The sequence below is a fragment of the Granulicella sp. L46 genome (genome assembly GCF_009765785.1).
GTDB lineage: Bacteria > Acidobacteriota > Terriglobia > Terriglobales > Acidobacteriaceae > Granulicella.
Window position 1 is genome coordinate 79,541 of sequence record NZ_LMUT01000009.1, and the last position, 26,380, is coordinate 105,920.

Consider the following 26,380-nt stretch of genomic DNA (forward strand, 5'->3'; position numbering starts at 1 on the left):
CCTCTAAAATGGAAGGTGGTGCCACTCTCCCCCCAACCCGATGCCCCCACCTTCTCCGAAACCTTCGACGTCCTGGTCGTCGGCGCCGGCCACGCCGGCTGCGAAGCCGCCGCGGCCGCCGCGCGCATGGGCCTCCGCACCGCCCTCTTCACCCTCAACCTCGACCTCATCGCCCAAATGTCCTGCAACCCGGCAATAGGCGGTGTGGCGAAAGGCCATCTCGTCCGCGAAGTCGACGCCCTAGGCGGCATCATGGGCGAAGTAGCCGACGCCTGCGGCATCCAATTCCGCCTCCTCAACACCTCCCGCGGCCCCGCCGTCTGGAGCCCCCGCGCCCAATGCGACAAGGCCCTCTACCGCGTCCGCATGCGCGAAAAACTAGAGTCCATCCCCAACCTCTTCATCAAGCAAGCCGAAGTGATTGACCTCGTCATCGAACCTGCGGACGAGGCGTCTTCTCTATCCTCTATCCCCTATCCCCTATCCCCCGCTCTACCCCGCATCACCGGCGTCCTCCTCCGCGACGGCCGCCGCATCGCCGCCCACGCCGTCATCGTCACCACCGGCACCTTCCTCAACGGCCTCATCCACTGCGGCGAGCAGCAATACACCGCCGGCCGCTCCGGCGAACCAGCCTCCGTCCTACTCGGCGAATCCCTCAAGAAGCTAGGTCTCCGCGAGACCCGCCTAAAGACCGGCACCCCCCCACGCTTGGACGGCCGCACCATCGACTGGTCAAAATTCGAAGAGCAACCCGGCGACGCAGATCCCACTCCCTTTTCCTTCCGCTCCCTCCAAGCCCTCGCAGATGTCTGTCATCCTAAGCGGACCCTGAACGCAGTGAAGGGGGAGCCGAAGGACCCCGAGGGCGCCAACCTCACCTCAGCCGTCGGTCCCTTCTCCACCCCAAGCGCCACCTCTAAAACCTCCGCGCACTGGACACCACCCCTCCGCCAAGTCTCCTGCCACATCGCCACCACCACTCCAGAAACCCTGGCCCTCATCCGAGCCAACGTCCACCGCAGCCCCATGTTCACCGGCCAGATCGAAGGCATCGGCCCGCGCTACTGCCCCTCCATCGAAGACAAAATCGTTCGCTTCCCCGACAAAACCTCGCACCAATTCTTCCTCGAGCCCGAAGGCCTCAACACCCACGAGGTCTACATCAACGGCATGTCCACCTCGCTCCCGATGGACGTCCAGCAAGCCATGGTCCGCAGCATCCCCGGCCTCGAAAACGCCGAGATGCTCCGCCCCGGCTACGCCATCGAATACGACGCCATCGACCCCACCGAACTAGACCGCACTCTCCGCGTAAAAAAATTCACCGGCCTCTATCTAGCCGGCCAAATCAACGGCACCAGCGGCTACGAAGAAGCCGCCTGCCAGGGCCTGATGGCCGGCATCAACGCCGCCCTCTTCGCCAAGTCGTTTTCCGTTGTTCCCTCCGAAACTTCGTCATCTCGACCGGAGCGCAGCGAAGTGAAGAGACCCCTGTATTTTGCGGGCAGCAGCGACGATCTTGACGCAGTCCCGCCTTCGAAGGCGCACGGCTTTAGCCGTGCCATTCAAACCAACTTGGAGACTGGGGCTTTAGCCCCAGAGGAAGACCTGCCACAAACCTTCACGCTCGACCGCACCGAAGCCTACACCGGCATCCTCATCGACGACCTCATCAGCAAAGGCACCGACGAGCCCTACCGCATGTTCACCTCGCGCGCCGAGTTCCGCCTCCACCTCCGCATCGACAACGCCGACACCCGCCTAACCCCCCACGGCCGCGCCCTGGGCCTCATCGACGACCAAGCCTTCGCCGCCTTCGAAGCCAAACAACTCCGCGCCGCCGCCCTCAAGCTCCTACTCGAAACCACCCGCCTCACCGACCCCGACCTCGCCATCATCGCTCCAGAAAATCGTCAGCCAGACTTGAGCCGTCAACGAAACTCGAGCCCCCAGCCAGACTCGAGCAATCAGCCAGAATTAACCTGTCATCCTGAGCGGAGCGATTCGCGCTCCTTGCGAATCGCGGAGCCGAAGGACCCCGATACTTCCGATCTCGCCACAGCCTCTCGAACCATTTCCACCTCAAATCCCCAAGCGCCCCCCACCCGCGGCGACCTCTTCGCCCAACTCCTCAAGCGCCCCGCCACCACCATCGAACAACTCCTCCCCGCGCTCCTACCCCGCCTGCAAACCAACCCCGCCTTCGCCCCCTGGCTAACCGCGATCTCTTCCGCGTCCTCTCTACGCTCTACACTCTACCCTCTATCCCCTGCCTTACCCGCTTGGGTCCGCAACGAGCTCAAAACCGTCGAAACCACCATAAAATTCGCCGGCTACCTCGCGCAGCAGCAACGCAGCATGGCCCGCCTCCGCGCCGACGAAGCCCGCACCATCCCCACCTGGTTCGACTACCGCGCCTGCTCCGGCCTCTCCCGTGAGATGGTAGAAAAACTAGACCGCGTCCGCCCCTCGACCCTGGGCCAAGCCAGCCGCATCTCCGGCGTAACCCCCGCCGCCGTCACCCTCATCCAGGTCTTCTTAGAAATCCAAGCCCGTGGCCGCACCGCCTGATTAGTCACCAGCGACGCAGTTAACTCTCGCCGTCCGCGCAGGACCGCCCTCCGCGTAGGAGTCACCGCCCAATAGGCAACAGCCCCTTCTCCACCAGCACCGGCACCCGACGATTCTTCGTAGCCTGCTCATACGCATAAGCCCACCCCAGCAACTCCCCATCCCTCCAAGGCCGCGCGCTAATCTCCAACCCAAACGGCAGCCCATCCGGATAGAACCCACCAGGCACCACCACGGCCGGCACGCCAATCCGATTCACCCACCCCGTATGACTCTCCGGCCCGGTACTCAACCCGCCATTCTGCGGCATCGTTTCATCCGGCGTCGGCATCTGCGCGCTTGGATAAATCAATCCATCCAAATGAAATTCATCGAGCGCCGCCTCATACTCTCGCAACGCCTCCCGTTGCGGACCAAAGAAATTCTTCTCCGCATCCGGATCCTTCGCCAAAATCGCCTGCACTTGCGGAGCATCCTCCGCGACCCCACCCGGCCGCCTCTCCCCGGTAAACACCATCGGCCAAGCCACGCCGGTAGCCCGCGTATACGCCTCACCGCTGCGATATTCCTTCGGCCCAAACTCCGAAATCCATTGGTCCGCACCATCCTTCAAATACAGCCGCGAAACAATCTTGTGAATCGCGTCATAGAAACTCAACGGCAGCAGCTTCTCGTCAATCACCACCACCGCCCCCGCCGCCCGCATCTGCTCCGCCGCCTTCATCAACATCGCGCGAGTCTCCGGCTGCAGCTTGTCCTCCTCGGTCTCAAGCATGAACGCCGGCACACCAAACCTCTTCCCCTTCAAAGCATCCTTCTTCAAATATTTCGTGTACGGCCCACCCTCCGCTTTCTCCGCTGACCCCCCGGCCTCGACCTTGCCTTTTGAATTCATAGTCCGAAAATCCAGCGGATCTTCCCCCGCCATCACCCCCAGCGCAATCGCCGCGTCCGTCACATTGCGCGCAATCGGCCCCGTGTTATCGCGCAGCCAATCCAGCGGCGCAATCCCCGCAATACTCGTCAGCCCGCGCGTCGGCAACACCCCCACAACCGAGCTAGTCCCCGCAGGCATCGTGATGCTGCAAGCCGTATCGCTCCCCGTCCCCACCATCGCTTCGTTGCTCGTCACCGCCGTCACCGTTCCGCCCGAACTCCCACCCGGCGAGAACCTCACATCATAAGCATTCCCCGTCCGCCCAAACGCCGTCGACCGCGTAGTATCCGCAATCGCGAAGTCCGGCATATTCGTAATCCCCAAAATCACCGCACCCGCCGCACGCAACCTCGCAACAACCGTCGCATCCCGCTCCGCCACAAACTCATGTCCGCGAATCGCGAACCCCGCCCACCCATCCGTATCGATCAACCCCTTCACCGCCGTATTCGCCTTGATCACAATCGGCACACCCCACATCGCGCCATGCTCCAGGCCACCCGAATCCTCCCGCCGCGCCGTCTCCAACGCGCCCTTCACATCCACGGTCTGCACGTCGCGATAGATCCCGTTGTACTTCGCAATCCTTCCGAGATACCACCGCGTCACCTGCTCCACCGTATAAACATGCCGCGCATACAAAGCCTGCAGCCGAGGAATATCAATCTCCATCAAGTCGCGATCCATCCGCGCCTGCTCCGCCTCCGGCAACACCGGCAACCCACTCGGCAGCGCCACCGGCGGCTCACTCTGATTCGGCACCACCAACTGCGCCCGCAAGCAGCTCGCACTCACCAACACCGCCATCACCAACCCGACAAACGTTCGCCGCATCCATCCACCTCCCGAAATCACTCTCTTGCTTTGGTCGTTGCTCTTGCTTTTCTTTCTGTCATTCCCTCCGGGAATCTGCTTCTCGCTTCTTGTAGCACCACTTGTAGCACGCCCCGCATTTCAACTCCCAGCACCGAAGACGATATAGTTCTATTCGCTGCGCTATCCCTGTCGCGAAGGATCCCATGAAGCTTTCCCGCCGCCAGACCCTCAAGCTTCTAGCGACCGCCGCACCAGCCTTCGGTCTCCGCAAGTCCTTCTCCCAATCTTCCTCAACTCCACCGCCCCTCGCCATCACGCCCGGCCCCTACACCAACACCCGCGCCTCCCTCCGCGCCTACACCACACCCGACTGGTTCGCCGACGCAAAGTTCGGCATCTGGTCCCACTGGGGTCCGCAATCCGCCATCGGCGACGGCGACTGGTACGCCCGCAACATGTACATCGAAGGCACCGCCCAGTACGACTACCACCTCAAGCGCTTCGGCCCCCAATCCAAGACCGGCTACAAAGACCTCATCCCTCTCTTCACCGCCGACCAGTGGGATCCCGAACACCTCATGGATCTCTACCAGCACGCCGGCGCAAAATACTTCTTCTCCATGGGTGTTCACCACGACGGCTACGACCTCTGGAACTCCAAATACCAACCCCGCTGGAACTCCGTAGCCTCCGGCCCGCACAAAGATGTCGTAGGCCTCTGGGCCTCAGCCGCCCGCGCCCGCGGCCTCCGCTTCGGCGTATCCGAGCACCTCTCCAACTCCTTCGACTGGTTCGCCCCCGCCCACCTCGCCGACACCAAAGGCCCCTACGCGAACGTCCCCTACGACGGCCAGAACCCCGCCTTCGCCGACCTCTACCACGACTACTCCACCATGCCCGCCAACTTCGCCCACACCGCGCAGGACATGGGCCGCGTAGCGCCTGACACCTGGAAGCTCCACTACTTCAACCGCGTCAAAGACCTAATCGACCAGCATCAGCCCGACCTCCTCTACACCGACGGCGGCATCTCGCTCGAGGAGTACAGCCTCGCCACCGTAGCCGAGCTCTACAACGTAGGCCCCTACTCGTACCAAAACAAATCCCAGGCCATCTACTTCAGCAAAACCCCCACCGACTGCCCCGACGCGACCTCCTGCGTCATCGACCACGAGCGCAGTGTCCTCAACCAGATCGATCCCCGCCCCTGGCAAACCGACACCTGCATCGGCAACTGGCACTACCGCGTCGGCGAGAAATACAAGTCCCCAAAAAAAGTCATCGACCTCCTGGTCGACATCGTCAGCAAAAACGGCAACCTCCTCCTCAACATCCCTCTCCCCGCCTCCGGCCTCCCCGACCCCGAAGAGCTTCGCATCCTCGAAGCCATCACCCAATGGACCTCGATCAACGGCGAAGCCATCTACTACACGCGCCCCTGGAAGATCCACGGCGAAGGCCCCTCCACCAAGGTAGTGATCAAGCCCAACGGCAAAGAGTTCGACCCCAACGAAGGCAAGCAGCCCGACCTAACCCACCAGGACATCCGCTTCACCACCAAAGGCAAAACCCTCTACGCCCTAGCAATGGGCTGGCCCCCAACGCAGCCCAACCAACCCACCGAACTCCTCATCCAATCCCTGGCCACCAACAGCCCGCAACAACCCGGCAAGCCCGTAGACATCCGCCTCTTAGGCCACAACGAATCCCTCCGCTTCACGCAAGACACCACCGCCCTCCGCATCACTCTCCCCTCCACCCCAACCCCCGCCTCCAACCTAGGCATAGCCCTCCGCATCAACTTCGCCTAGACCCATCAGCCGAATGGGTGCCCCATCCATCGCGCGCCTTTGCGCGATGGGTGGGGAATCACGCCCGCCTGCCACCCACAAATCCCGCTCCCGCTAACCGCCGCGGCTCACCCGCAGCATCCCGCCGCGTCAAGAGAACATGCTCTCCGTTACCCGCGTCACTCGCCTGCTCTTGGTCATCGCGGCTATCGTGGCAACGGCCGCGCAGGCGCAACAGCCCGCCGCGTCGCCGAGCGCAACATTTGAGGCCGCCTCCATTCGCCCAGTGGAGTGGCACATGGGTTGCCACAGCAGCCTGCCGTCAGGCAGCACCCATTTCGGAGTCACCTGCCGTCCCCTGCTTGCTCTGATCGCAATGGCGTGGAATGTCACCGGGGATGAGATCCAGGGCGGTGATCGCTCGGCGCTCGGGACGCTCTATGACGTCAACGCTACTGTGCCGGATAACAAGCCATGGTCGGACTTCAATACCATCCGTCCTATGTTGCGGCAGCTATTGATCGAGCGCTTCCACCTATCCGTTCATACCGGCTCGAAGAAGGAGGCCGCCTATGGCTTGTACATAGCGAAAGGTGGCGCGAAATTGAAACCCTCCAAGCGCGATATCAGTCAGGAAGGCGAGGCGGCTGGAGCGCCCTCCGCCAACTGGCTCAGCGATTCCCATGTTCAAAGCCGCGGAGCAAATATGTTCCACGTCACGAGCCTGTTTTCCCTCGTTTTGCGCGAACCGGTCGTTGATCACACTGGGCTTTCCGGCACCTTCAACATCGACCTCGACTTCGCACCTCTCAGATCGACGAACGCCGCAGCGACGGACTCACCTCTACCCTCGTTCTTCAGCGCAGTGGAAGATACCTTGGGCCTGCAGCTCCGGCCGGAACAGGTAACCGTGCCAAACCTCATCATCGATCATGTCGACGCAAATCCATCACCGAACTAGCGCTGACTCGCAGAGCGCTGTTACCTACCTCGCGCACACTAACCAGCGTTCGCGTGAACCAGCGCTTCAACGAACTTCCCCCGCCCGACTGTGCAACTCCGCCCCCAACGCAGCGTCACCGTGCGCGCACTTTGACGCCCCACCCCGCGCTTGCTACCCTCATCCCAAGATGGACGCCCCCGACCAATCCCTAGCCACCACCACCTGCATCATCGGCGGAGGCCCCGCCGGCATCATGCTCGGCTTCCTCCTCGCGCGCGCCGGCATCCACGTCACCGTCCTAGAAAAATACAAAGACTTCTTCCGCGACTTCCGCGGCGACACCATCCACCCCTCCACTCTCGAAATCCTCTACGAACTAGGCCTCCTCGAAAAATTCCTCACCCTACCCCACTCCCAAATCTCCGAGCTCTCCGCCAACGTAGGCGGCGAACAATTCCGCATAGCCGACTTCACCCACCTCCCCGTCCACGCAAAATTCATCGCCCTCATGCCGCAATGGGACTTCCTCAACTTCCTCGCCGCCGAAGCCGCCCACTATCCCAACTTCACGCTCCGCATGGGTTGGGAAGCCACCGGCCTCCTCCAGCAAAACGGCATCACCACCGGCGTCGAAGCCAACACTCCCAACGGCCCCGTAAAAATCCCCGCACACCTAACCATAGGCTGCGACGGCCGCCACGCCATCTCGCGCGTCGCCGCCCACCTCCCGCTCATCGACTACGGCGTCCCCATCGACGTCCTCTGGCTCCGCCTCCCCCGCCACCCCGGCGACCCCGAGTACGGCCTCGGCTACATCAACTACGGCCGCCTCATCGTCCTCATCAATCGCAACGACTACTACCAGGTCGGCTACATCGTAGCCAAAGGCACCTTCCCCCAAATCCAAGCCGCCGGCCTCCAAGCCTTCCAGCAAAGCATCGAACGCGTCGTCCCCTTCCTCGCCCGCCGCACCGCCGAGCTCGACTCCTGGGACAAAATCAAGCTGCTCACCGTAGAAGTCAACCGCCTCAAGCAATGGTCCTCCCCCGGCCTGCTCTGCATCGGAGACGCCGCACACGCCATGTCCCCCGTCGGCGGCATCGGCATCAACATCGCGCTACAAGACGCCGTAGCCACCGCCAACATGCTCACCGAATCCCTACTCGCCGGCGCCGCCACACCCCACGACCTCGCCCGCGTCCAGCACTATCGCGAGCGTGCCGTCCACAACACCCAACGCGTACAAGTCTTCGCCCACCGTGTCCTCAACAAGATCCTCAACAACCCCGGCCCCGTAAAACCTCCGCTCCTCCTAAAGATCCTCACCAGCATCCCCGGCTTCCAACAACTCCCCGCCCGCTTCGTAGGCCTCGGCCTCCAGCCCCAACACATCAAAACCACCTAACCCCCAGTTTCCGCAAAGTCATCGTTGCAGGATTCCTCGACGACAGGCTTATCCGTCAACAAAAGAGCCTTTTCTGCGGGCCAATCCTCAAATACGGCCCAACATCGGTCAATGAGTGCGTTGGCCTATCGTCAGCACCTCAGATTGCAGCCGTCCTGCGAAGAGTCGATCGGGCGTCCGCACGTGAAGCAAAGATGGTGGCAGGATCGCCAAGGGGATGGTTTGGTCAATCATGGATTTCAACCGCATGATTTTGTTGACTTATACCGATTGACGGGCCTACACTACCGCTCATTTCGTCATGCCCCATACGAGGTGAGTATGAGCGACGCAGCCCGCCTGAACAACCCAGTCTTCAGAGGCCCAATCTTCGGAGGCCCAATCTTCTCCGGTCACGTTTACCAGATCACCGATCCCGCGGTCTTTTTCTCGCCCATTCTGAACGGGCAACAAGGCCAGCCCCAACAGGGCTTTCAGCCTTGGCCCGGCCTGGAAGTGAGAATGTGGTCGGTCAACGACCTGCTTCCGATCCCATTGCCCGGTGGCTCAGCCCAGACGCAGGCCGATGGCAGCTTCGGCATCACTCAGCCTGCTCCGAACGCCACGGTACCCGGCGGAACGCCCTCGGACATCCGGTTCATGCTTCTGGTCACGGAAGGTTCGTTCCCGTACCGTCCGCTGTACCGCTCCGACCTCAGCCTGAGCGTCGGGACCGCTGAGACGACCGAACTCAACATCTGGCTCCTGCCTGAGACGATCGACGCTAAGAACGGGATTTCGGCAGGTAGCGTAAGCAGTGTGCTTAAGGGCTCAGCGCTGCCGGGCAACACGCAGATCACGGCGAGTCCGAGCGGGCTCTCCTTCTCAGGATCGAAATCCGGGGCAGATGTGAAGTTTGGGATTTCCATCGTACCCGACAGGTCATTCAACCTCGGCACGTACCTGGACCTCGCGCTGAGTTCGTGGAACATCCATGTCGGCTGGCCGGCCGACTGGTGCACCAATGCCGACGACATTCTCACTGAGATCGTGTCAGGTCTGCAGACGGCCGCGATCTCAATGAACACGGCTGTCCTAACGGACATGGAGCAGTTCTTCGCCGCGGAAGAGGGCCTTCAGCGTAACGATGGCACAATCGCCCCCCTCGTCAAAACGTTCTTCAATTCCGACGTGTCCGTGACCTTCATGGATGTGACATATCCCACGCAGCACACCTGGGCCATCTCCAATACCAGCGACTCGACCGTGGTCGTTACGGGCGATCTCTGCATCGGCTATCCGCGCCACCTGTCGTCGGACCCGTCGACGATTCCGGTGTTCGAGCCGATTCGGCTGTCTCGGGCATTGCGACCGGTGCTCGTCTAGGCCGTGCGAGAAGTGGAACGGCAATCAATCCTCAACACATGGCCCACCCGAATCGATGGATGATCTCGCTGTAGTGAACAGGCCGTGGGGAATCCGGACCTCGCGGTTTATTCCAGAATCGCCTCCGCTGGCGCACTGATGGAATCGAAGGTTGCGGGTAGCAGCGGTTCCGGTCCGGCGCAGAGAGTATTGCGGAATCATCCTCCGTTAGCGATAAAACAACTCCGCAGCGGAGAGGTGTGCCGGGTGCCCCATTTCGACAGATACAGCTACCAAACGCCGCCGGGTATATCCTCCCTCTGTACCACGAAAGGGCGCACGCATGCCGGCAGTCTTCATCCTCGTCTTCGTAATCGCAATCTTCGTCCTCGTCCTCATCGCCAAAACCTACTACCAGGTCCGCACCTTCACCGCCGGCGTGGTTGAGCGCTTTGGCAAGTTCGACCGCATCACCCGCCCCGGGCCCCACCTCCTCCTCCCCTTCGCCGAGCGAGTCTACTTCGTCGACCTCCAGGTCAAGCAAGCCCAATTTCAAGTTGAGACCAAGACCCACGACAACGTCTTCGTCCAGATCCCCGTCAGCGTCCAATACCAGGTCCTCGACGACAAGATCTACGACGCCTTCTACCGTCTCTCCGCGCCGCAAAAACAGATCGAGTCGTTCGTCTTCAACAGCATTCTCGGCCACGTCCCCAAGCTCACCCTCGACGAAACTTTCGAGCAACAATCCGGCATCTCGATCGCCGTCAAAACCGAGCTAGACGCCACCATGTCCGGCTTCGGCTTCAACATCCTCAACGCCCTCGTCACCGACATCATCCCCGACGACAAAGTCAAAGCCGCGATGAACGACATCAACGCCGCCCAGCGCGCGCAAGTAGCGGCGCAGGCCCGTGGCGAAGCCGAGAAGATCCTCAAGGTCAAGCAAGCCGAGGCCGAGGCCGAATCCAAAGCTCTCCAGGGCAACGGCATCGCCCGCGAGCGCCAGGCCATCATCGACGGCCTCTCCGCCTCCATCGAGCACTTCCAGCAAGGCGTCCCGGGCTCCTCCGCCGGCGAAGTCATGGCCCTCGTCCTCCTCACCCAATACTTCGACACCCTGCGGGATATCGGCACCCGCGGCGGCACCAACACCCTCTTCCTCCCCAACAATCCCGGTGCCTCCAACGACTTCCAAACCCAGATCCTAGCCGGCCTCCGTGGCGGCGCCATCCCCAACGCCCCCGGCCCCGACGCACCGCGCACCGTAGAACCCCCGCGCCCCTACAACCCACCAGCCCCACCCGTAGGAACCCCCGGCACCCCCAACCCCTACACCGGCATATAACCAAAACCCACGGCGCAGCCTTTGTCCTTAGGCTGCGCCGTTGCCGTTGTTTTTCTTTCTGTCATTCCCCCTGGGAATCTGCTGTTCGCTTTTCCTCTTGCCTTCGGATATAACTCAGTGCGCAACAAAAATCTCTCTCTGTAAGAATCCAGAGCAATCCACTTCCCAAAAGAATTCAGGCCCCCAGCAACACCAGACACCACCCAATGGAGAAGCCATGAAATTCATCAGCACGTGGACCCCTCGCCCAGAAACTCGCAAAGCAGCCATCGAAAACTTCCTCGCAGGCAAAGCCGCGCCCCCCGCCGGCGTCACCACCCTCGGCCGCTGGCACAAGGCAGACGGCTCCGGCGGATTCACCCTCTACGAATCCGACTCCGCCGAGGCGATCTACGAGCTCGCCGCCTTCTGGTCGCAGTTCATGGACGTTGTGATAGCCCCGGTCATCGAAGACGCCGCCGCCGGCCCGACCCTGACCAAACTCTTCAAGAGCTAACCGCCCCCACCGAACTCCCCAGCCAATCCTCCAACACCGCGCCTCCTCCGCGCGCCCGCATATCCGCACCCAGCCCTTGCCTTTGTCCTTGCCGTTGCCGCTGTCCTTGCCGTTGCCCTTGCAGTTGCCGTTGCCGTTGCCTCTGAGATAGGTCCGGGCTTCAGCCCGGACACAAATCCTTCCCCCAAACGGAGGCTTTAGCCTCTGGGACTTCTTCCCTCCGCACCGCAACTGCCACAAGCTGGCCCGCGCGACCACCATCCCACCCGGGCGCCATTGATCGGCATAATCTCTTCTGCCCACCCAAACTCTTTCATCTCGACCGGAGCATCACGCTTCTGTTTCTGTGATGCGTAGCGGAGAGACCTGCAAGGCTGCTCGCCCCGGCACACCGCCTCCCCATTCTCGCCCTACCTCTTCCCCAACCTCTCCACCGCCTTCCGCCGAAAACACTCCATCGCATGGTCATTCACCATCCCCGCGGCCTGCATCCACGCATACACAATCACCGGCCCAACAAACTTGAACCCCCTCTTCTTCAACTCCCTCGACACCTTCTCCGACAACTCCGTCGACGCCGGAATCCGCGCCCGCTTTCCCGCTCCACCAGTCTGATCCCACGAATCCTGCACCGGCCGACCGCCCACCAGCCCCCACACCCACTCCGCAAATCCCTCACCCGACTCCATCTCGTTGTAGATCCGCGCGCCCGCAATCGTCGCCTCAATCTTCGCCCGCGCCCGCACAATCCCCTCATCGTTCATCAGCCGAGAAATGTCCGCCTCCCCAAACCGCGCCACTTTCTTGGGATCGAACCCCTTAAACGCCCGCCGAAACCCCTCCCGCTTGCGCAAAATAATCTGCCACGACAGTCCCGCCTGAAAACCCTCCAGCATCAGCAGCTCCCACAACGCCCGCCCATCGCGCTCCGGAACTCCCCACTCCTCATCGTGATACGCGCGCATCCCCACATCGCTCTCCGCCCACGCACACCGTACCTTCGCTAGTTTCGCCATACCCATCCTCCTGCGCAAACGCTTCCAACCCGCGCCGCTTTGTGTCGCGATCCAACCGAATCGTCAAACTTAACTATCGTCCCCCGGGAGTACCTACCTGTATTCCCTTGTCCCATTCCATCTCATTTGTTTCCAATGACATCCCCTTTTGGGACTAAAGTATGGAAGACCGAGGCCGATACATATGAGTACCATGTCACAGCCAATCCAAACCGTCGAAGATCTTGTGCCCTTTTCCGACCCGGGAACAACGGTCGATAGCGAGAGCTCGGCCAGCCTTAGCCGCTTGAGGGCCCCGCTTCGGATGCTCACAGGCCTCCTTCTTACCCCCGTGCTCCTGCTCCTGGCTATGCTCGGCTTCCTGGTCGTGCTCGCAGATTTCGCCTGGTTCCGGCTGCGCGATATTCGCGACGGACATCCCCTTCCCAAAGGCCTCTGGGAGTTCTGACCCAACCCGACACGTCTCACTGCGCACGTGACGAAACCGCCGCGCACGTGACCGGAGCGCACCACCCCAAAGAGCGCGCCCACCCTTTCAATCGCGTCCGTCAGCTGCCACACCCCACCTACCGCGTCTCCAGCTCCTTCGACACCTTCGCTACCTTCGCTTCCTCTTCCGATAGCCTATGCGCCTCGCGCGCGTGCTCCATCGCCAGCATGGACTGTTCATGCGCTCCCAAATGATCGTTCATGTTATGCGAAGCCGCCGCCGCCTCATGCGCATGTGCTGCCTGCATGTGACGTTCAGCCGCCGCCGAGTAATGTGTATTGGGCATATCGAGATCTCCTGTTTCCTTATGATGCCGCACCCAACCATCGAGAAGCCCACCACGATCTCCGCCTCAAAAAAAAGCGCCCGACCCCGGCAAACCTCGCCAGCGATCAAGCGCTTTTTTAATCCCTAATCCCTGCTCTTAGCAGTTGAAGTTAACTTCTTCTTCCTCTTCGACGCCATACCGCCGCAGCAGGTTCGGCAGGTTCTGTGAGAACGCCGCACGCGGCATCACCACGTCGCATCCCGCCTCCACGGCCTTCGCCTTGAGATCCCCCTGCAGATGCGAGAGGAACCCAACGATCGAAGCCGAACGCTTCAGTTTGGCTTTGAGTTTCGGAATCAGCGTCAGCGGCTTCGCATTCGCATTGTTCAAATCAAACACGATCAGCGCCGGCTTGTTCTCTTCGCTCTCCGTCAGCGCCGCGACAGCGTCCTTATCGTTCTTGATGAACGACACCTTCACGCCCAGCTTCTTAGCAGTCTCCTGAATCTTTGCCTGGAAGAACAGTTCTTCGATGAAGAAGTAGATGTGCGTCTGTGCGCCTTCGGGTATCGGAATCGGCCGCGGCATCGAGCGGTCGATCGGCTGCGAGTCTCCCGTATGCCGATGTCCGTTTCTACGTCCCGACAGCTGGATCGTCGACGGTGGTGCATCGCCAAACTCTCCCGACGCGCGATAGCTATGATCCATCGGCCCAACGAAGCCGCGCTCCCGCGCCTGCCCGCCGCCTTTGCCCTTGCGCTTGAATCCGCCAGCCTGGTTGCCGAAGTTGTCCGGACGATAGCCTCCGCCACCGCCGTACCCTCCGCCATTCGACGAGCTGGCCTCCGCGCGGAAGTCGTTGCCCGGATTCTCGCTCCGGCCACCACCACCGCCGCCCCCACCCGGACGCCGTTCCCGGTCTCTGAATTTCTTCTTCCAGCGCTTGCCGCCCTGGCCCTGTTGCTGGCCACCACCTTGCGGCTGTTGTCCACCGCCGCCCTGCGGCCGACGCGCCTGTGCCGGTGCGGCCGACGCTGCCAGTGCAATGCTCTCGCCCTCCATCACCATCGGCACAATCTGCGGTCCTGCCTCGCCATCGCCACCGGCGACAGTCGGGCCATCTCCCGCAACCTTGTTCTTCCGCTTGCGGCGACGACGCCGGCTGCTCTTGCTCTGACCCATCCCCGGCCCGGGCTGGCCGTCATCGTTGGCACCTCCAGACTCCGACGATTCGAAGTCTGAGTTGCCGTAATCCCCGCCGCTATACTCCTCCGTCGCGTTGTACGACGAAGTGTCTACTGCATTCTGCTCTGCCATGGTGCTGTGGTTTCCCCTTGCAATTCGGTGCTTAAGGCGTTTCGAACATGTCCCTGTCTTGGTCCTTCGGTCCTGGTGGAACTCGACCGGGACTGTCTCCGAACGGGTCAATCGTAGTCTCTCTCAAGCGTTGACTCGAAGTTGATCTGTCGTACGTTGCCGGCGAATGGTGCCCGTCTGGGCGTCTACACCCCGGACCGCTTCCTGTCCGTTCCCGGCCCATTCCCGGCCCGCCTGCCTGCTCGGCAAACGGCTTGCTGCTCCTAAAGCGCTCATCATTCAAATTCATTATGGGGGGATCAAAACCTCGGTTTTGCACATTCAACCCAAAAGCTTTGCACTTCCAACCCAAAACCAAGCTCAGCCTCTATTCTTCCTTCGGCTCAGCTTCTCTACTGCACTCTCGGAGCGACTCTCTTGTTCGCTAAATTTGATTGAACCTCATCTTGGTCCAGATCTCCGTAGCACGCTATCGGTTGATCTCGGCGGTGTTCCAGAGTTGATCCTGGAGCGCTCAGTTTACGATCCTCGCAACCCTAATGAATGCCCCATCTTGCGATTCGGGCATCTGCCGGAACCCACGCTATTACTCTGCAAGCTCATCGGGTACGTCAACCAACCGGAGTACGCACGGCGAGATTTCAACCCCTAAACCAGCGGAACATCATGATCTTACGCTTGGCAATGAAGAAGTGCAACATTTAAAGCGCCGCCTGGGGTTCACAAAGAACTTCGCTGCAGCAAATGCCTTCGCCACCAACAGATACGCCCATTCCAGAAAGCCGTTGGGCCATCTCCCCTCCCCGGAAGATGGCCCTAGCCCCTAACAGCCAGTCACTGGCCTCCAAATGGTCCCCTGGGCGCCGAAGCTCCCGAAGACCTTTGCTTGGTAGGGGGGAGATTCCTCTATATGGGAACCTCTACATCCCTTTACCCGTGAACTGCCCAGGCTCCAAACATCCATCTGTCAAGCTCTTTAGTGACCGGCTTGATCTCGAACACTTGTAACGAATGCAATCGCCGTACCAAACCCAAAACCCCGTTTTCCCCCGGAAATTCCAAAATGCCGCCGATCAAAACCACCAAAAACCGGAAATGCCGCTCCCCAACCTCCGTTTTTCGGAAGACTTCTACCCTCTCCTTCCCAATCCAATCAGCGGGATTCAATTGACCCGACTCATACGCTCTCCTATATAATTGCCGTCAGCCGACTGTCCTCTCGCGCCCGCGACCCTCTCCTTCATTTTTCCATCCTCCATCTTTGATGATGAGCATGATGAGATAGAGCAAGCGGACAACACCTACAGGTGTCCAACGAGCGGAGGAAGGTGTGGCAACCCTTCCCTGCGGCGCTTTGCCCCAGGAATAACCCAGCGAGTAATCCAGCTGATATCTCCAGTATCCGGATCCCTATAGGAGTTTCAAACACCGCATGAACCGTACCTTTGTCTTTGCTACTGCGCTGGCAACCGGCCTCGCAGCCTCCTCCCTCCTCGCACAAACCACGACCCACGCACCAGCCACAGCCCGTCCCGCAGCTCCCGCTGCACAGGCTGAGGTCAAGCCGGAAGCCATTCCCGCCAAGGTTGCCGTCATTGCGTTTGAGCAGGGTGTCGTCGCCACCAACGAAGGCCAGCGCGCCGTACTCGAAATCCAGAAAAAGTACGAGCCCAAAAAGACCGCCATCGACGCCCAGTCCGCTGAGCTCGATTCCCTCAAGAAGCAGTACCAGGCTCTCCCCACCACCATCTCCGACGAGGAGCGCGCCAGCCGTCTGAAGTCCATCGACGACAAGACCAAGGCTCTCCAGCGCGACGTCGAAGACGCTCAGAACTCCTACAACACCGATGTCCAGGAAGCGTACGGCAAGGTTGCCCAGAAGTTCGGCGGCACTGCGGTTAAGTATGCCCAGGATCACGGCTTCACGCTTCTCCTCAACATCGGCGGACAGCAGCAGCTTCCCACCGTCCTTTGGTGGCAGCGTGAAACCGACATCACCCAGGCCACCATCGATGCGTACAACGTAGCCTCTGGCGTCCCGGCTCCTCCGCCGCAAGCTCCCACGGCGCCGCGCCGCGCACCCGCTGCTGCTCCCCACCAGTAATCGCAGTAGCGCAACAGAATCCGCAAACAACAATGGAGGCCTAAGGGCCTCCATTGTTGCGTCTGCGGTCCAGCTACATTGTGGGATAGTGGCCCGAAAAGATGAGTAGTGAATCCAGACTGTCGGTGACACCGTGCGCAATGATGGGCACCCACAGGTTGCGGCCACTCGCGAAGTACAATCCTGCGAGTAGCGCTCCGTCGATCGCATTCTCGATGACGCCGGTCCATCCTTGATCGAAGTGTGCCAACCCAAAGACCGCTGACGACACCAGCACCGCAACCGGCCAGCGCAATCGCCGCACCGAAATCACGTCCGCGACCCGATTGAGGATGTATCCACGCCATACCAACTCCTCCCCGAACGCCGCTAAAGTCCAGGTCAGAAGCAGCACAACCGCCAGCAAAATCACGTTGCCGCGTAACCCGGAGAGGACGGATAAATCCGGCGGAGTGTGCAGCAGGCGCATCAAGAACGGCTGCGTAACAAAAAGCTCGAGGCATTCCATCGCCAGCCCGGCAGCAACTCCGTAAGCCAGCACGCCCCGCCAGCTGGTTGGTCGCGAGAAGCCGATGGAGCTCCACGTCACGCCGCGCACCCGCAACGATATCCACCCGAGGACCAGCAGATAGGGCGTCTTGCTGAAAATAACGACGTGACGCCAGTGATGAATATCGGCCCAGAACAAACCGAAAACAATCAGCGCTTCCAGAAAGAAAAATGTCCGGTCCTGCCACTGACTCAGCCGCTCCGTAGACATAGAGCCTCCGCCTCAACGAAGTTAAACCCTACTCCTCGCCCACCTTCAACACCGCCAGGAAAGCCTCCTGCGGAATGTCCACCTTACCAATCCGCTTCATCCGTTTCTTGCCTTCCTTCTGTTTCTCCAGCAGCTTCCGCTTACGACTGATATCCCCGCCATAGCACTTCGCAATCACGTTCTTCCGAATCGCCGTCACCGTCGATCGCGCAATCACCTTCGAACCGATCGCCGCCTGGATCGCCACCTCGAACATCTGCCGCGGAATCAGCTCGCGCATCTTCTCCACCAGCACCTTGCCGCGATCGTAGGCAGCATCCTTGTGCACGATGATCGAAAGCGCGTCCACCGGATCGCCGCCAATCAAAATATCCATCTTCACCATTGGCGAATTCCACGTCCCGGACAGGTGGTAGTCCAACGAAGCATACCCACGCGACACCGACTTCAGCCGATCATAAAAATCCAGCACAATCTCGTTCAGCGGCAGTTCATACGTCAGCATCACGCGCGTCTCACTCACGTACTCGATATTCTGCTGCCGTCCGCGCTTATCTTCCACCAGCTTCAAAATGTTGCCGACATACTCTTCATTCGTCAGAATCTTCGCCGTAATCACTGGCTCTTCAATCTCTTCGATCTCGGTAGGATCCGGCCAGCGCGAAGGATTGTCCACGCTCAAAACACTCCCATCGGTCATCGTGATCTTGTACTGCACACCCGGAGCGGTAATGATCAGGTCAAGGTCATACTCGCGCTCCAGCCGCTCCTGAATAATCTCGAGGTGCAGCAGCCCCAGAAACCCGCACCGAAATCCAAATCCCAGCGCCACCGAACTTTCCGGCTCGAAATTAAAGCTCGCATCGTTCAGCCTCAGCTTCTCCAGCGCGTCCCGCAGCATCCCGTGCTCATGCGAGTCCACCGTATAAAGCCCGGCAAACACCATGCTCTTAATATCTTCAAACCCCGGCAGCGCCTCAGCACAAGGCCGATCCACGTGCGTAATCGTGTCGCCCACCTTGGTGTCGGCAACATTCTTAATCGTCGCCACAAAGAATCCAACCTCACCCGCGCTCAGCTCATTCAGCACCACAGGCTTCGGCGTCATCACGCCCATCGACTCCACATCGAACTGCCGCCCATTCGACATGATCTTGATCCGATCGCCCTTTTTCAGCCGACCATTGATGATGCGCGCCAGCACAATCACGCCACGATACGCGTCAAACCAAGAATCAAAAATCAGCGCCTGCAGCGGTGCCTCGGCATCACCCTTTGGCGGAGGCAGCAGCATCACCACCGCCTCAAGAATGTCCGCCACGTTCAATCCCGTCTTCGCGCTCACACACACAGCGTCGTCCGCCGGCAGCCCCACCGACTTCTCAATCATCGCCTTCGTGCGCTCAATATCCGCGCTCGGCAAATCAATCTTGTTGATGACCGGAATAATCTCAAGCCCCCCAGCGATCGCCAGGTACGCATTCGCCAGCGTCTGCGCCTCCACACCCTGCGACGCATCCACCACCAGCAGCGCGCCCTCGCACGAAGCCAGCGACCGCGACACCTCGTAGCTGAAGTCCACATGCCCCGGCGTATCAATCAAATTCAGCTGATACGTCTCACCATCCGACGCCGTATACATCATGCGCACCGTATGCGCCTTGATCGTGATCCCGCGTTCGCGCTCCAGGTCCATCGCATCCAGCACCTGGGCCTGCATCTCGCGCGAGGTCAAGCTCCCGGTCAGCTCCAGCAGCCGGTCCGAAAGGGTTGATTTGCCGTGGTCAATATGCGCGATGATCGCGAAGTTACGAATGTGCTTTGGATCCATGGAAAGTACAAAAGGCCTTAACCTCCATCTTAACACCCGCACCGCCCCGTCGCTCGCGCGCTCTGACCCACAAAGAACCAGCCAGACCGTCCAACCCTTACAATGTGGTTGTTGATGCCGACTTCGAAAACTACTTCCCTTATCCGGCGCTCCCTCGCCGTGACCTCCTCGCTGTTCGTGCTGCTGACGCTCACCGGTTGCCCGGACACCCGCAGCCGTGTCGCCGCGCCCTCGTCCGCGCCCGCAAATACCACGGCCCCCACCCTGCAACAGCAGAAGGTCACCACCCAGGCACAGACGCAAGCCCAGCAATCCGCCAATCAAATCATGGCCGCGCAGCACGCCCAGCGTGTGCAGGCGCTCATCGCCAAGACAGAAGCCAGCTATCAGTCCGGCGTCGCCAACTACCACGCCAACCACCTCGACGCGGCGCGCCATGACTTCGACGCCGCCGTCGACACCATGCTCTCCAGCGGCATGGATCTCAAAACCGATCCCCAGCTCTCCGACGAGTTCGACCAGCTTCTCTCCGCCATCAACTCCCTCGAGATGGTCGCCCTCAAGCAAGGCAATGGATTCTCCGGCCAGCTCGAAGAAGCCCCCGCCGAAGCAGCGAACGAGGTCACCTTCCCCTCCAACCCCGAGTTGGTCGGAAAGATCGCCGCAGAGTTGAAGACCACCCATTCCGATCTTCCCCTCGTCGTCAACGACTACGTCGCCGGCTGGATCAGCTACTTCTCCAATAACCCCAACGGTCACGCCCATCTCGTTCGCTCCCTCGAGCGCGCTGGCAAATATCAGGCAATGATCTCGAAGACCCTCAGCGACCAGGGCGTTCCCCAGGACCTCATCTATCTCGCCGTCGCCGAGTCAGGCTTCCAGCCCCAGGCAATGAATGGAGGCTCAGGCGCCGGAGGCATGTGGCAGTTCATGCCCCAGGGCGGCTACGGACTCGAACGCAATGGCTACTTCGATGAGCGCTTCGATCCACAAAAATCAACCCTCGCCTACGCCAAGTACATGAAGTCCCTCTACAACCAGTTCGGTGACTGGTACCTAGCCATGGCCGCGTACGATTGGGGCCCAGGCCGCATCCAGCACGCAGTCGCCAAAACCGGCTATGCCGACTACTGGGAGCTCTACCGCCGCAATGCCCTCCCCGGCGAAACCAAGGCCTACGTCCCCAGCATCATCGCCGCCGCCATCATGGCGAAAAATCCCAAACAGTATGGCCTCACCGACGTCGTACCCGACGCCCCCATCCTCTCCGACGACGTCACCATCAACTACGCCATCGATATGCGTCTCGTAGCCGATCTCACCAACGCAACCATTCCTGAAATCGTCGCCCTCAACCCCGCTCTCTTGCGGCTCACCACACCCAACGACATCCCCTACGACCTGCACCTTCCCCCGGGCACGCGCGACATGTTCCTCACGCGCCTCAAAAATATTCCCGAGGCAGACCGCACCACCTGGCGCTTCCACGTCGTACAGAACGGTGAAACGCTCGACCAGATTGCCGAGTCGCTGCACGCCCACGCCGCCGAGATCACTTCCTTCAATGACATCACCGACCCCATCGAGGCCGGCGATGAGCTCGTCATCCCCATCGCAGCCAGCAGCCGACTCACACCTGGCGAACGCTACACCATGCGCCGCAACGACACCCTCGTCACTGTCGCCGATCGGTTTGGCGTAACCGTCGAACAGCTGCGCGCATGGAATCACCTATCATCCAACCGCGTCGCGCCAGGCCACGCACTCTATGTAGTCGAGCCCATTCGACTCGCTCCCGCTACGCGCGAACATCGTCATCACGCCGGCAGCACCTCCTCGCACAACTCGAGCGCGAAGCATCACGGCGCCGCCGAAGAACGCTCCTCGTCACACTCCGCCAGCCACGCGCACACCACGAACAACGAAAAAAAGAAGTCGAAAAAGAAGAAGGGCTCCAAGTGATCGCCCTCACAAGCGGTAGCCGCTCCAGGGCTGCGGGTAGAAAAATATGCACTGCCTCAAAAAAGGTGCTTGCTATTTCATAGCTCCACGCGTAATCCTGTTGACACCATCATGTAACGCATCTGTGTTGCATGACGCGAGATACGGCTTCAAAGAAATTGCAGTAACGACCAAGATTGATTTACCGCCACACACGAATTACCGAGTCGGGGGAAAAGGTCATGTTGCAGGACGAAGAAATCATCAAGCTTCACGCGGCCGGATACGATGAAGACGACACCGACGAGGTGATCGATGTTGACTCGCTCGATGAAGAAGACGAAGAAGAGGAATTCAACACCGTCTCTGTGACCCACGTCGAGGAAGCTGAAATCTTCGCACCACCTCCCTCCCCCGTAGCTCCCTACGAGCCGCCGACCCGGCTCTCGATTGAGCCCACCCCCAGTGCTCCTCCCCCTCCGCCTGCCGCGCCCAAGAAGGCTCCCGCAAAGAAAGCCGTCGCAAAGAAAGCTCCTGCGAAGAAGGCTGTTGCCAAGAAGGCTCCCGCAAAGAAAAAAGCCCCGGCAAAGAAAGCAGCCAAGAAAGCCATCAAGAAAGCAGTGAAGGCCCCAGCCAAAAAGGCAGCAAAGAAAGCCGCCAAGAAGGCTCCTGCAAAGAAAGCTCCCGCCAAGAAGAAGTCTGCGGGCAAAAAGATTTCAAGTTCTGCCGCGAAGTCAGTACGTGCTCTGCGCGGCGGTAAGTCTGCCCCTAAAAAGGCAGTCGGCAACAAGAGCACAAGCACCAAAAAAACCACTATGAGAGGTAAGACCTTGGCAACGAAGAAAGCTGCAAAGAAAGCTGTAAAGAAGGCCGTCAAGAAGGCTCCTGCAAAGAAAGCCGTCAAGAAGGCTGTCAAGAAGGCCGCCAAGAAGGCTGCTCCGAAAAAGAAGTAACTTCGGCGCACCACAACCGCAGTAAAAGGCAAGCAAAAGCGCCCGGCTCCTCTCACGAGGCCCGGGCGTTTTTGCGTTTGCTCTAATTAGCCAGCTGCTTCTCTAACTTTTTAGCCAGAAGCTTTTCTAACGTTCAAAACCTACTTCTTCTTTGCCTCGATCGCCGCCAGCACCTCTGCGCTGTGCCCCTGGATATCCTTCACCTGCCACACCTGCACAATCTCGCCCTTGGGCGAGATCAGGAATGTGTCGCGCTCGGCATAATGGACCGGCCCATAAGACTTCACCGGCACGCCGTACGCATCCACTGCCTTGTGGTCAGGGTCGGCCAGCAACTTGAACGTAAGCGAATCCTTCGTGCAGAACGACTTGTGGCTATCTACCGTATCCAGCGATACGCCGAGCACCACGGCATTCAACGCTTCGTACTTCTGCAGATCGCGCTGAAAGTTGTGTGCCTCAATCGTGCACCCTTGAGTCTGATCCTTGGGATAGAAATACAGCACCACCCACTTGCCTTTGTAATCGTTCAGAGAAACCGGCAGGTTCTCCTGCGAAGGCAACGTGAAATTCGGCGCCGCAGTTCCAACCGGCGCCGTATCGCCGGCCGCCGAAGCGCTCTTCGTCAGCGCCAGACTTCCCGCCAACACCACTGCACATCCTGCTGCAATCCACCGTTTCCTAAGCATGGGAGATCTCCTGGGCGCGTTGCTAACTGCAAAAATCTGCGCCGGTTGCCATCTTACGACAACCGTACCTACGACCTTGTCACAGGATTGTCACCGCTGCCGGGTGCCCCCAATCCGTACCCGCACTTGCCGACGGGTGGGCAAACAGGATGCCCGCGCCCAACCCACTCAACCCTCGCCGTCCGCGCAGGACCCGACAACCGCGATACCGGCAGCATCCGCCGCCGCGATCACCGCTTCCCGATCGAACACCAGCGTCCGCCCAGCCTCCACGCACAAACACGTCGCCCGCGCTGCAACCATCGCTTCAATCGTCGGAACCCCCACCACCGGCACATCGAACCGCATATCCTGGTTCGGCTTAGCCACCTTCACTACCGTCAGCCGCCGCTGCAACGTGCTCGCCTCCCCAGCCAAATCCATTCCCCGAAAAATCTCCCCCGCCCGCGCAATCGTCGCGTCCGTTCCCTCCATCGCCTCCACCGCAACGCACGCGCCCGCCGCGATCACCACCGTCTGCCCCAAATCAAACCCCGCAATCCCTCGCGCCACCTTCACCCCATACGCAATGTCTCCCAACTCCGTCTCGTCCGGACCCCGCCGCGTCATCAATCCCACGGGCGCGAGCATCGGCTCCAAAAACGCCGTCGACGACATCAACTCAATCCCCTCATCCTCCAACACCTTCGCCACCGCCCCCAGCAGCATATCCGTATTGCGCGTCCGCAAATTCAGCAGCAGCTTCGCCAACCGCCAGTCCGGTCGGATGCTCGAAAAGATCTGCTTGTGTTTCACCTGCCCCGCCATCACCGCGCGCGTAACGCCCTCGCGCTGAAACATCTCGATCAGCCGCGACAGCTCTCCCAGCGAAAGCCAGTGCACCCGCACACCTTCCGGATCGAGCGTCGCCCGCTCATTCATCTCCGCATCCGTCTCTTCCTTGATTGCCGCGACCACCACGCGCAACCCCTGCGCCCGCGCCGCATCCAGCAACAAAAACGGAAACCTTCCGTTCCCCGCAATCAGCCCTAGCGAAGCTCCTGGCAACCCCAGCGTCCCACCGTCGGCCGCCATCCTACTTGATCACTCCACGTTCACTCGCAGCCACAAAGTCGGCAAGATACTTCACGTGCTCGCCACCCGCACCCTGCGCAATCATCTCGTGAATCGTCTCCAGCGCCTGCGTCGTGTTGTACTTTCCGCCCACCAATGCACGCATCGCCGTCCCCAGTTCGCGCACCTGCTCAGCCGTAAATCCACGCCGCTGCAGCCCTATCTTGTTCACCCCATACGCATGATTATTTCGCTCAACCGACGTCAGCGAGTAAGGCATCACATCCTGCGTAATCGTCGTCCCCCCGCCGATATACGCGTACCGCCCAATCCGGCAGAACTGGTGCACCGGCGCATTCGCACTCAGCGTCGCATAGTCCTCCACCGTCACATGCCCCGCCAGCGTCGCGCCATTCGGCAAAATGCACTCATTTCCAATCGTCGAGTCATGCCCGATGTGCACGTACGCCATAATCAAATTCCCCGAGCCCACCCGCGTCACGCCTCCCCCACCCGCCGTCCCGCGCGAAATCGTCACATACTCGCGAATCGTATTTCCCTCGCCGATCTCCACCCGCGTCGGCTCGCCCGCATACTTCAAATCCTGCGGCGCAATCCCCAAACATGCAAACGAATAAATCTTGTTCCGCGCACCAAACGTAGTATGTCCATCCAGCACCACGTGCGACACCAGCTCGCATCCCTCGCCCAGCACCACGTTCGGTCCAATCGTGCAGAACGGCCCCACCGTACAGCTCGCCGGAATCACGGCGCCTTCGGCCACAATCGCCGTGGGATGAATACTCACTGCGCTTGCCCCTCGACCGGAGCCTCCGCCGCAGCCTTCTTGCCACCGCGCGGCACCAGCATGCACATGATCGTCGCCTCACACGCAAGCACCCCATCCACGGTCGCTTTCCCGATCAGCTTCACCGCCGTCCGTCGCCAGTTCAGCACCGTCACCTCGATACGCAGCTGATCGCCCGGTACAACAGCCCGCCGAAACTTCGCGCCTTCGATCCCTGTAAACACCATCAGCTTGTCATCGCGATCAGGAATCTCCGTCAGCAGCAGCGCCCCACCAGCCTGCGCAATCGCCTCCACAATCAGCACGCCCGGCATAATCGGATAGTCCGGAAAGTGACCCACAAAATGCGGCTCATTCGCCGTCACATTCTTAATCGCAACGATGCGCGTCTTCCGCTCCATCTCGATCACGCGATCAATCAACAACAGCGGATACCGATGCGGCAAAATCGCCATAATCTCGACAATATCCATCGTCGTCTTTTCCGGCGCAGGCTCGCCAGCGGCATTCAAAGGGGAATCACTCATAACGAGGCCCAGAATACCACCGCACGCACCCCACCGCCCTTGCCTTTCTTTCCGTCATTCCCTCTGGGAATCTGCTTCTGCGTTTGCATTCCCCAAACTCCGTCATCTCGACCGGAGCATCACGCTCTTGTCTTTGTGATGCGCAGTGGAGAGATCCCTGCATTGGCCTTTCCCCTACTTCCCTTTCTTCTCCAAAGCCTTGCTAGGATCAAACACCGCCGCCCCCAGCGGCACGTTATAAACCACCTTCGTAACAAATCGCTCGCCCACCCGATCAGCGTTATGCTTCGTGACAACCGAATACGGCGTCATGATTCCCTGCACCAAATGATAATCAGCAAATTCCACAACATCCGTATTCCAATCCTTGTACACCGGATCCCTCCACCGATAGCCAACCCTCACCGGCAGATGCGTGCGCTGATCCATCCCCACCTCAACCGAGTCCCCACTCTCACTCATCACACTCACCTCATCCACCAATTCACTCTCCACCAACTTCGCCCCCGCATATGTCACCAACGTACCCGGCTGTTTCAGCCACTCCCTCACCACCGCATCCAGCGAATGCTCTCGCCGCCGCACGAAATCCGCAACCTCCTTCGCCGGCAACGGCGACGTCCCCTTATACGTAACCTCGTACCCACGATCGTTCGTCCAAACATCCACAACATCGCGATGATCGGTAGCAACAATCGCACCATAGTGCGACACCATCACCACCCGCAACCCAAACGGATTCATCCGCCCATACTCCTCAAACTCCGGAGCCCCCGCATCCGGCTCGCCCTTATAAAACGTCGACGCCCGTCCATACACAATCCAGGTCTGCCGATGCAGCCAGGCCTCTCCACCCAGCGCCACCACCATCGCATCCAGCAACTCCCGCCCACTCTTCCCCTCCGCAGTCGGCACCTGCACACTAGGCACCGCCGAAGCCTGCCCCCACCCCACCCCCCCACCCAACGTC

Annotated in this window: 22 protein-coding genes; 11 read left to right on the top strand and 11 right to left on the bottom strand. The window is 60.3% G+C overall.

The window, feature by feature from the left end; all coding sequences use genetic code 11:
• The first annotated feature begins 18 nt into the window (after positions 1-18).
• A complete protein-coding gene (locus tag GSQ80_RS06995; protein ID WP_158786939.1) occupies positions 19-2,574 on the top strand; it encodes a tRNA uridine-5-carboxymethylaminomethyl(34) synthesis enzyme MnmG in 2,556 nt (851 codons plus the stop codon).
• Positions 2,575-2,635: 61 nt separating this feature from the next.
• Here the strand turns inward: GSQ80_RS06995 and GSQ80_RS07000 are convergent, their stop codons facing one another.
• A complete protein-coding gene (locus GSQ80_RS07000; protein WP_254059497.1) occupies positions 2,636-4,345 on the bottom strand; it encodes an amidase in 1,710 nt (569 codons plus the stop codon).
• Between the two features lie 185 nt (positions 4,346-4,530).
• On the opposite strand from GSQ80_RS07000, the gene GSQ80_RS07005 reads away from it, so the two are divergent.
• From GSQ80_RS07005 to GSQ80_RS07030, 6 genes are all read left to right on the top strand, one after another.
• Entirely contained in the window at positions 4,531-6,138 is a 1,608-nt protein-coding gene (locus GSQ80_RS07005; protein WP_158786940.1) for an alpha-L-fucosidase, read from the top strand.
• A gap of 139 nt (positions 6,139-6,277) precedes the next feature.
• Complete coding sequence (locus GSQ80_RS07010; protein WP_158786941.1) at positions 6,278-7,078, top strand: TIGR03435 family protein; 801 nt, start codon at positions 6,278-6,280, stop codon at positions 7,076-7,078.
• A 169-nt stretch (positions 7,079-7,247) separates the two neighbouring features.
• On the top strand, positions 7,248-8,465 hold the full coding sequence (locus tag GSQ80_RS07015) for an FAD-dependent oxidoreductase (RefSeq protein ID WP_158786942.1): 1,218 nt from the start codon (positions 7,248-7,250) through the stop codon (positions 8,463-8,465).
• Between the two features lie 321 nt (positions 8,466-8,786).
• Entirely contained in the window at positions 8,787-9,830 is a 1,044-nt protein-coding gene (locus tag GSQ80_RS07020; protein WP_158786943.1) for a hypothetical protein, read from the top strand.
• Between the two features lie 322 nt (positions 9,831-10,152).
• The gene (locus GSQ80_RS07025; RefSeq protein WP_158786944.1) at positions 10,153-11,157 is read left to right on the top strand and encodes an SPFH domain-containing protein; all 1,005 of its coding nucleotides are present in this window, start codon (positions 10,153-10,155) and stop codon (positions 11,155-11,157) included.
• 217 nt (positions 11,158-11,374) lie between these two features.
• Complete coding sequence (locus tag GSQ80_RS07030; protein WP_158786945.1) at positions 11,375-11,653, top strand: DUF3303 domain-containing protein; 279 nt, start codon at positions 11,375-11,377, stop codon at positions 11,651-11,653.
• Positions 11,654-12,063: 410 nt separating this feature from the next.
• Here GSQ80_RS07030 and GSQ80_RS07035 read toward each other — a convergent pair whose 3' ends face one another.
• Positions 12,064-12,669, bottom strand: coding sequence for a DNA-3-methyladenine glycosylase I (locus tag GSQ80_RS07035; protein ID WP_158786946.1), 606 nt, complete (start codon positions 12,667-12,669; stop codon positions 12,064-12,066).
• Between the two features lie 184 nt (positions 12,670-12,853).
• Here GSQ80_RS07035 and GSQ80_RS07040 point away from each other — a divergent pair, with 184 nt between their 5' ends.
• Positions 12,854-13,117, top strand: a complete 264-nt coding sequence (locus tag GSQ80_RS07040) for a hypothetical protein (RefSeq protein WP_158786947.1) — start codon at positions 12,854-12,856, stop codon at positions 13,115-13,117.
• Positions 13,118-13,235: 118 nt separating this feature from the next.
• On the opposite strand, the gene GSQ80_RS07045 is transcribed toward GSQ80_RS07040, so the two are convergent.
• Entirely contained in the window at positions 13,236-13,445 is a 210-nt protein-coding gene (locus tag GSQ80_RS07045) for a hypothetical protein (protein WP_158786948.1), read from the bottom strand.
• A gap of 138 nt (positions 13,446-13,583) precedes the next feature.
• Positions 13,584-14,744, bottom strand: a complete 1,161-nt coding sequence (locus GSQ80_RS07050) for a response regulator (protein WP_158786949.1) — start codon at positions 14,742-14,744, stop codon at positions 13,584-13,586.
• A gap of 1,432 nt (positions 14,745-16,176) precedes the next feature.
• Here GSQ80_RS07050 and GSQ80_RS07055 point away from each other — a divergent pair.
• On the top strand, positions 16,177-16,848 hold the full coding sequence (locus GSQ80_RS07055; protein ID WP_158786950.1) for an OmpH family outer membrane protein: 672 nt from the start codon (positions 16,177-16,179) through the stop codon (positions 16,846-16,848).
• Between the two features lie 73 nt (positions 16,849-16,921).
• On the opposite strand, the gene GSQ80_RS07060 is transcribed toward GSQ80_RS07055, so the two are convergent.
• Together GSQ80_RS07060 and lepA are read right to left on the bottom strand one after the other, a co-directional pair.
• Complete coding sequence (locus tag GSQ80_RS07060) at positions 16,922-17,608, bottom strand: CPBP family intramembrane glutamic endopeptidase (protein WP_158786951.1); 687 nt, start codon at positions 17,606-17,608, stop codon at positions 16,922-16,924.
• A 28-nt stretch (positions 17,609-17,636) separates the two neighbouring features.
• A complete protein-coding gene (lepA, locus tag GSQ80_RS07065) occupies positions 17,637-19,439 on the bottom strand; it encodes a translation elongation factor 4 (protein ID WP_158786952.1) in 1,803 nt (600 codons plus the stop codon).
• Positions 19,440-19,553: 114 nt separating this feature from the next.
• On the opposite strand from lepA, the gene GSQ80_RS07070 reads away from it, so the two are divergent.
• Together GSQ80_RS07070 and GSQ80_RS22985 are read left to right on the top strand one after the other, a co-directional pair.
• A complete protein-coding gene (locus GSQ80_RS07070) occupies positions 19,554-21,401 on the top strand; it encodes a lytic transglycosylase domain-containing protein (protein WP_158786953.1) in 1,848 nt (615 codons plus the stop codon).
• Positions 21,402-21,622: 221 nt separating this feature from the next.
• On the top strand, positions 21,623-22,333 hold the full coding sequence (locus tag GSQ80_RS22985) for a hypothetical protein (RefSeq protein ID WP_216850179.1): 711 nt from the start codon (positions 21,623-21,625) through the stop codon (positions 22,331-22,333).
• 140 nt (positions 22,334-22,473) lie between these two features.
• On the opposite strand, the gene GSQ80_RS07080 is transcribed toward GSQ80_RS22985, so the two are convergent.
• The 5 genes from GSQ80_RS07080 to GSQ80_RS07100 form a co-directional block, all read right to left on the bottom strand.
• A complete protein-coding gene (locus GSQ80_RS07080) occupies positions 22,474-23,022 on the bottom strand; it encodes a peroxiredoxin (RefSeq protein WP_158786954.1) in 549 nt (182 codons plus the stop codon).
• A gap of 168 nt (positions 23,023-23,190) precedes the next feature.
• Positions 23,191-24,096 carry an LpxI family protein gene (locus tag GSQ80_RS07085; RefSeq protein WP_158786955.1) on the bottom strand — a complete coding sequence of 302 codons (906 nt, stop codon included), beginning with the start codon at positions 24,094-24,096 and terminating at the stop codon, positions 23,191-23,193.
• A 1-nt stretch (position 24,097) separates the two neighbouring features.
• A complete protein-coding gene (lpxA, locus tag GSQ80_RS07090; protein WP_158786956.1) occupies positions 24,098-24,883 on the bottom strand; it encodes an acyl-ACP--UDP-N-acetylglucosamine O-acyltransferase in 786 nt (261 codons plus the stop codon).
• Positions 24,880-25,410 carry a 3-hydroxyacyl-ACP dehydratase FabZ gene (gene fabZ, locus GSQ80_RS07095; protein WP_158786957.1) on the bottom strand — a complete coding sequence of 177 codons (531 nt, stop codon included), beginning with the start codon at positions 25,408-25,410 and terminating at the stop codon, positions 24,880-24,882. Before fabZ ends, lpxA begins: the two co-directional genes overlap by 4 nt.
• Before the next feature lie 174 nt (positions 25,411-25,584).
• Positions 25,585-26,380, bottom strand: a 796-nt coding sequence (locus tag GSQ80_RS07100) for a hypothetical protein (RefSeq protein ID WP_158786958.1), incomplete at its 5' end; no start/stop codon positions are given.

What these genes read in the sequence shown, in the direction of transcription:
- fabZ (WP_158786957.1), bottom strand. Translation starts at nt 25,410, where the DNA reads ATGAGTGATTCCCCTTTGAATGCCGCTGGCGAGCCTGCGCCGGAAAAG.
- GSQ80_RS07015 (WP_158786942.1), top strand. Translation starts at nt 7,248, where the DNA reads ATGGACGCCCCCGACCAATCCCTAGCCACCACCACCTGCATCATCGGC.
- GSQ80_RS07050 (WP_158786949.1), bottom strand. Translation starts at nt 14,744, where the DNA reads ATGGCAGAGCAGAATGCAGTAGACACTTCGTCGTACAACGCGACGGAG.
- GSQ80_RS07080 (WP_158786954.1), bottom strand. Translation starts at nt 23,022, where the DNA reads ATGCTTAGGAAACGGTGGATTGCAGCAGGATGTGCAGTGGTGTTGGCG.
- GSQ80_RS07010 (WP_158786941.1), top strand. Translation starts at nt 6,278, where the DNA reads ATGCTCTCCGTTACCCGCGTCACTCGCCTGCTCTTGGTCATCGCGGCT.
- GSQ80_RS07005 (WP_158786940.1), top strand. Translation starts at nt 4,531, where the DNA reads ATGAAGCTTTCCCGCCGCCAGACCCTCAAGCTTCTAGCGACCGCCGCA.
- GSQ80_RS07060 (WP_158786951.1), bottom strand. Translation starts at nt 17,608, where the DNA reads ATGTCTACGGAGCGGCTGAGTCAGTGGCAGGACCGGACATTTTTCTTT.
- GSQ80_RS07085 (WP_158786955.1), bottom strand. Translation starts at nt 24,096, where the DNA reads ATGGCGGCCGACGGTGGGACGCTGGGGTTGCCAGGAGCTTCGCTAGGG.
- GSQ80_RS07035 (WP_158786946.1), bottom strand. Translation starts at nt 12,669, where the DNA reads ATGGCGAAACTAGCGAAGGTACGGTGTGCGTGGGCGGAGAGCGATGTG.
- GSQ80_RS07025 (WP_158786944.1), top strand. Translation starts at nt 10,153, where the DNA reads ATGCCGGCAGTCTTCATCCTCGTCTTCGTAATCGCAATCTTCGTCCTC.
- GSQ80_RS22985 (WP_216850179.1), top strand. Translation starts at nt 21,623, where the DNA reads ATGTTGCAGGACGAAGAAATCATCAAGCTTCACGCGGCCGGATACGAT.
- GSQ80_RS07045 (WP_158786948.1), bottom strand. Translation starts at nt 13,445, where the DNA reads ATGCCCAATACACATTACTCGGCGGCGGCTGAACGTCACATGCAGGCA.
- GSQ80_RS07020 (WP_158786943.1), top strand. Translation starts at nt 8,787, where the DNA reads ATGAGCGACGCAGCCCGCCTGAACAACCCAGTCTTCAGAGGCCCAATC.
- GSQ80_RS07055 (WP_158786950.1), top strand. Translation starts at nt 16,177, where the DNA reads ATGAACCGTACCTTTGTCTTTGCTACTGCGCTGGCAACCGGCCTCGCA.
- GSQ80_RS07070 (WP_158786953.1), top strand. Translation starts at nt 19,554, where the DNA reads ATGCCGACTTCGAAAACTACTTCCCTTATCCGGCGCTCCCTCGCCGTG.
- GSQ80_RS07000 (WP_254059497.1), bottom strand. Translation starts at nt 4,345, where the DNA reads ATGCGGCGAACGTTTGTCGGGTTGGTGATGGCGGTGTTGGTGAGTGCG.
- GSQ80_RS07030 (WP_158786945.1), top strand. Translation starts at nt 11,375, where the DNA reads ATGAAATTCATCAGCACGTGGACCCCTCGCCCAGAAACTCGCAAAGCA.
- lepA (WP_158786952.1), bottom strand. Translation starts at nt 19,439, where the DNA reads ATGGATCCAAAGCACATTCGTAACTTCGCGATCATCGCGCATATTGAC.
- GSQ80_RS07040 (WP_158786947.1), top strand. Translation starts at nt 12,854, where the DNA reads ATGAGTACCATGTCACAGCCAATCCAAACCGTCGAAGATCTTGTGCCC.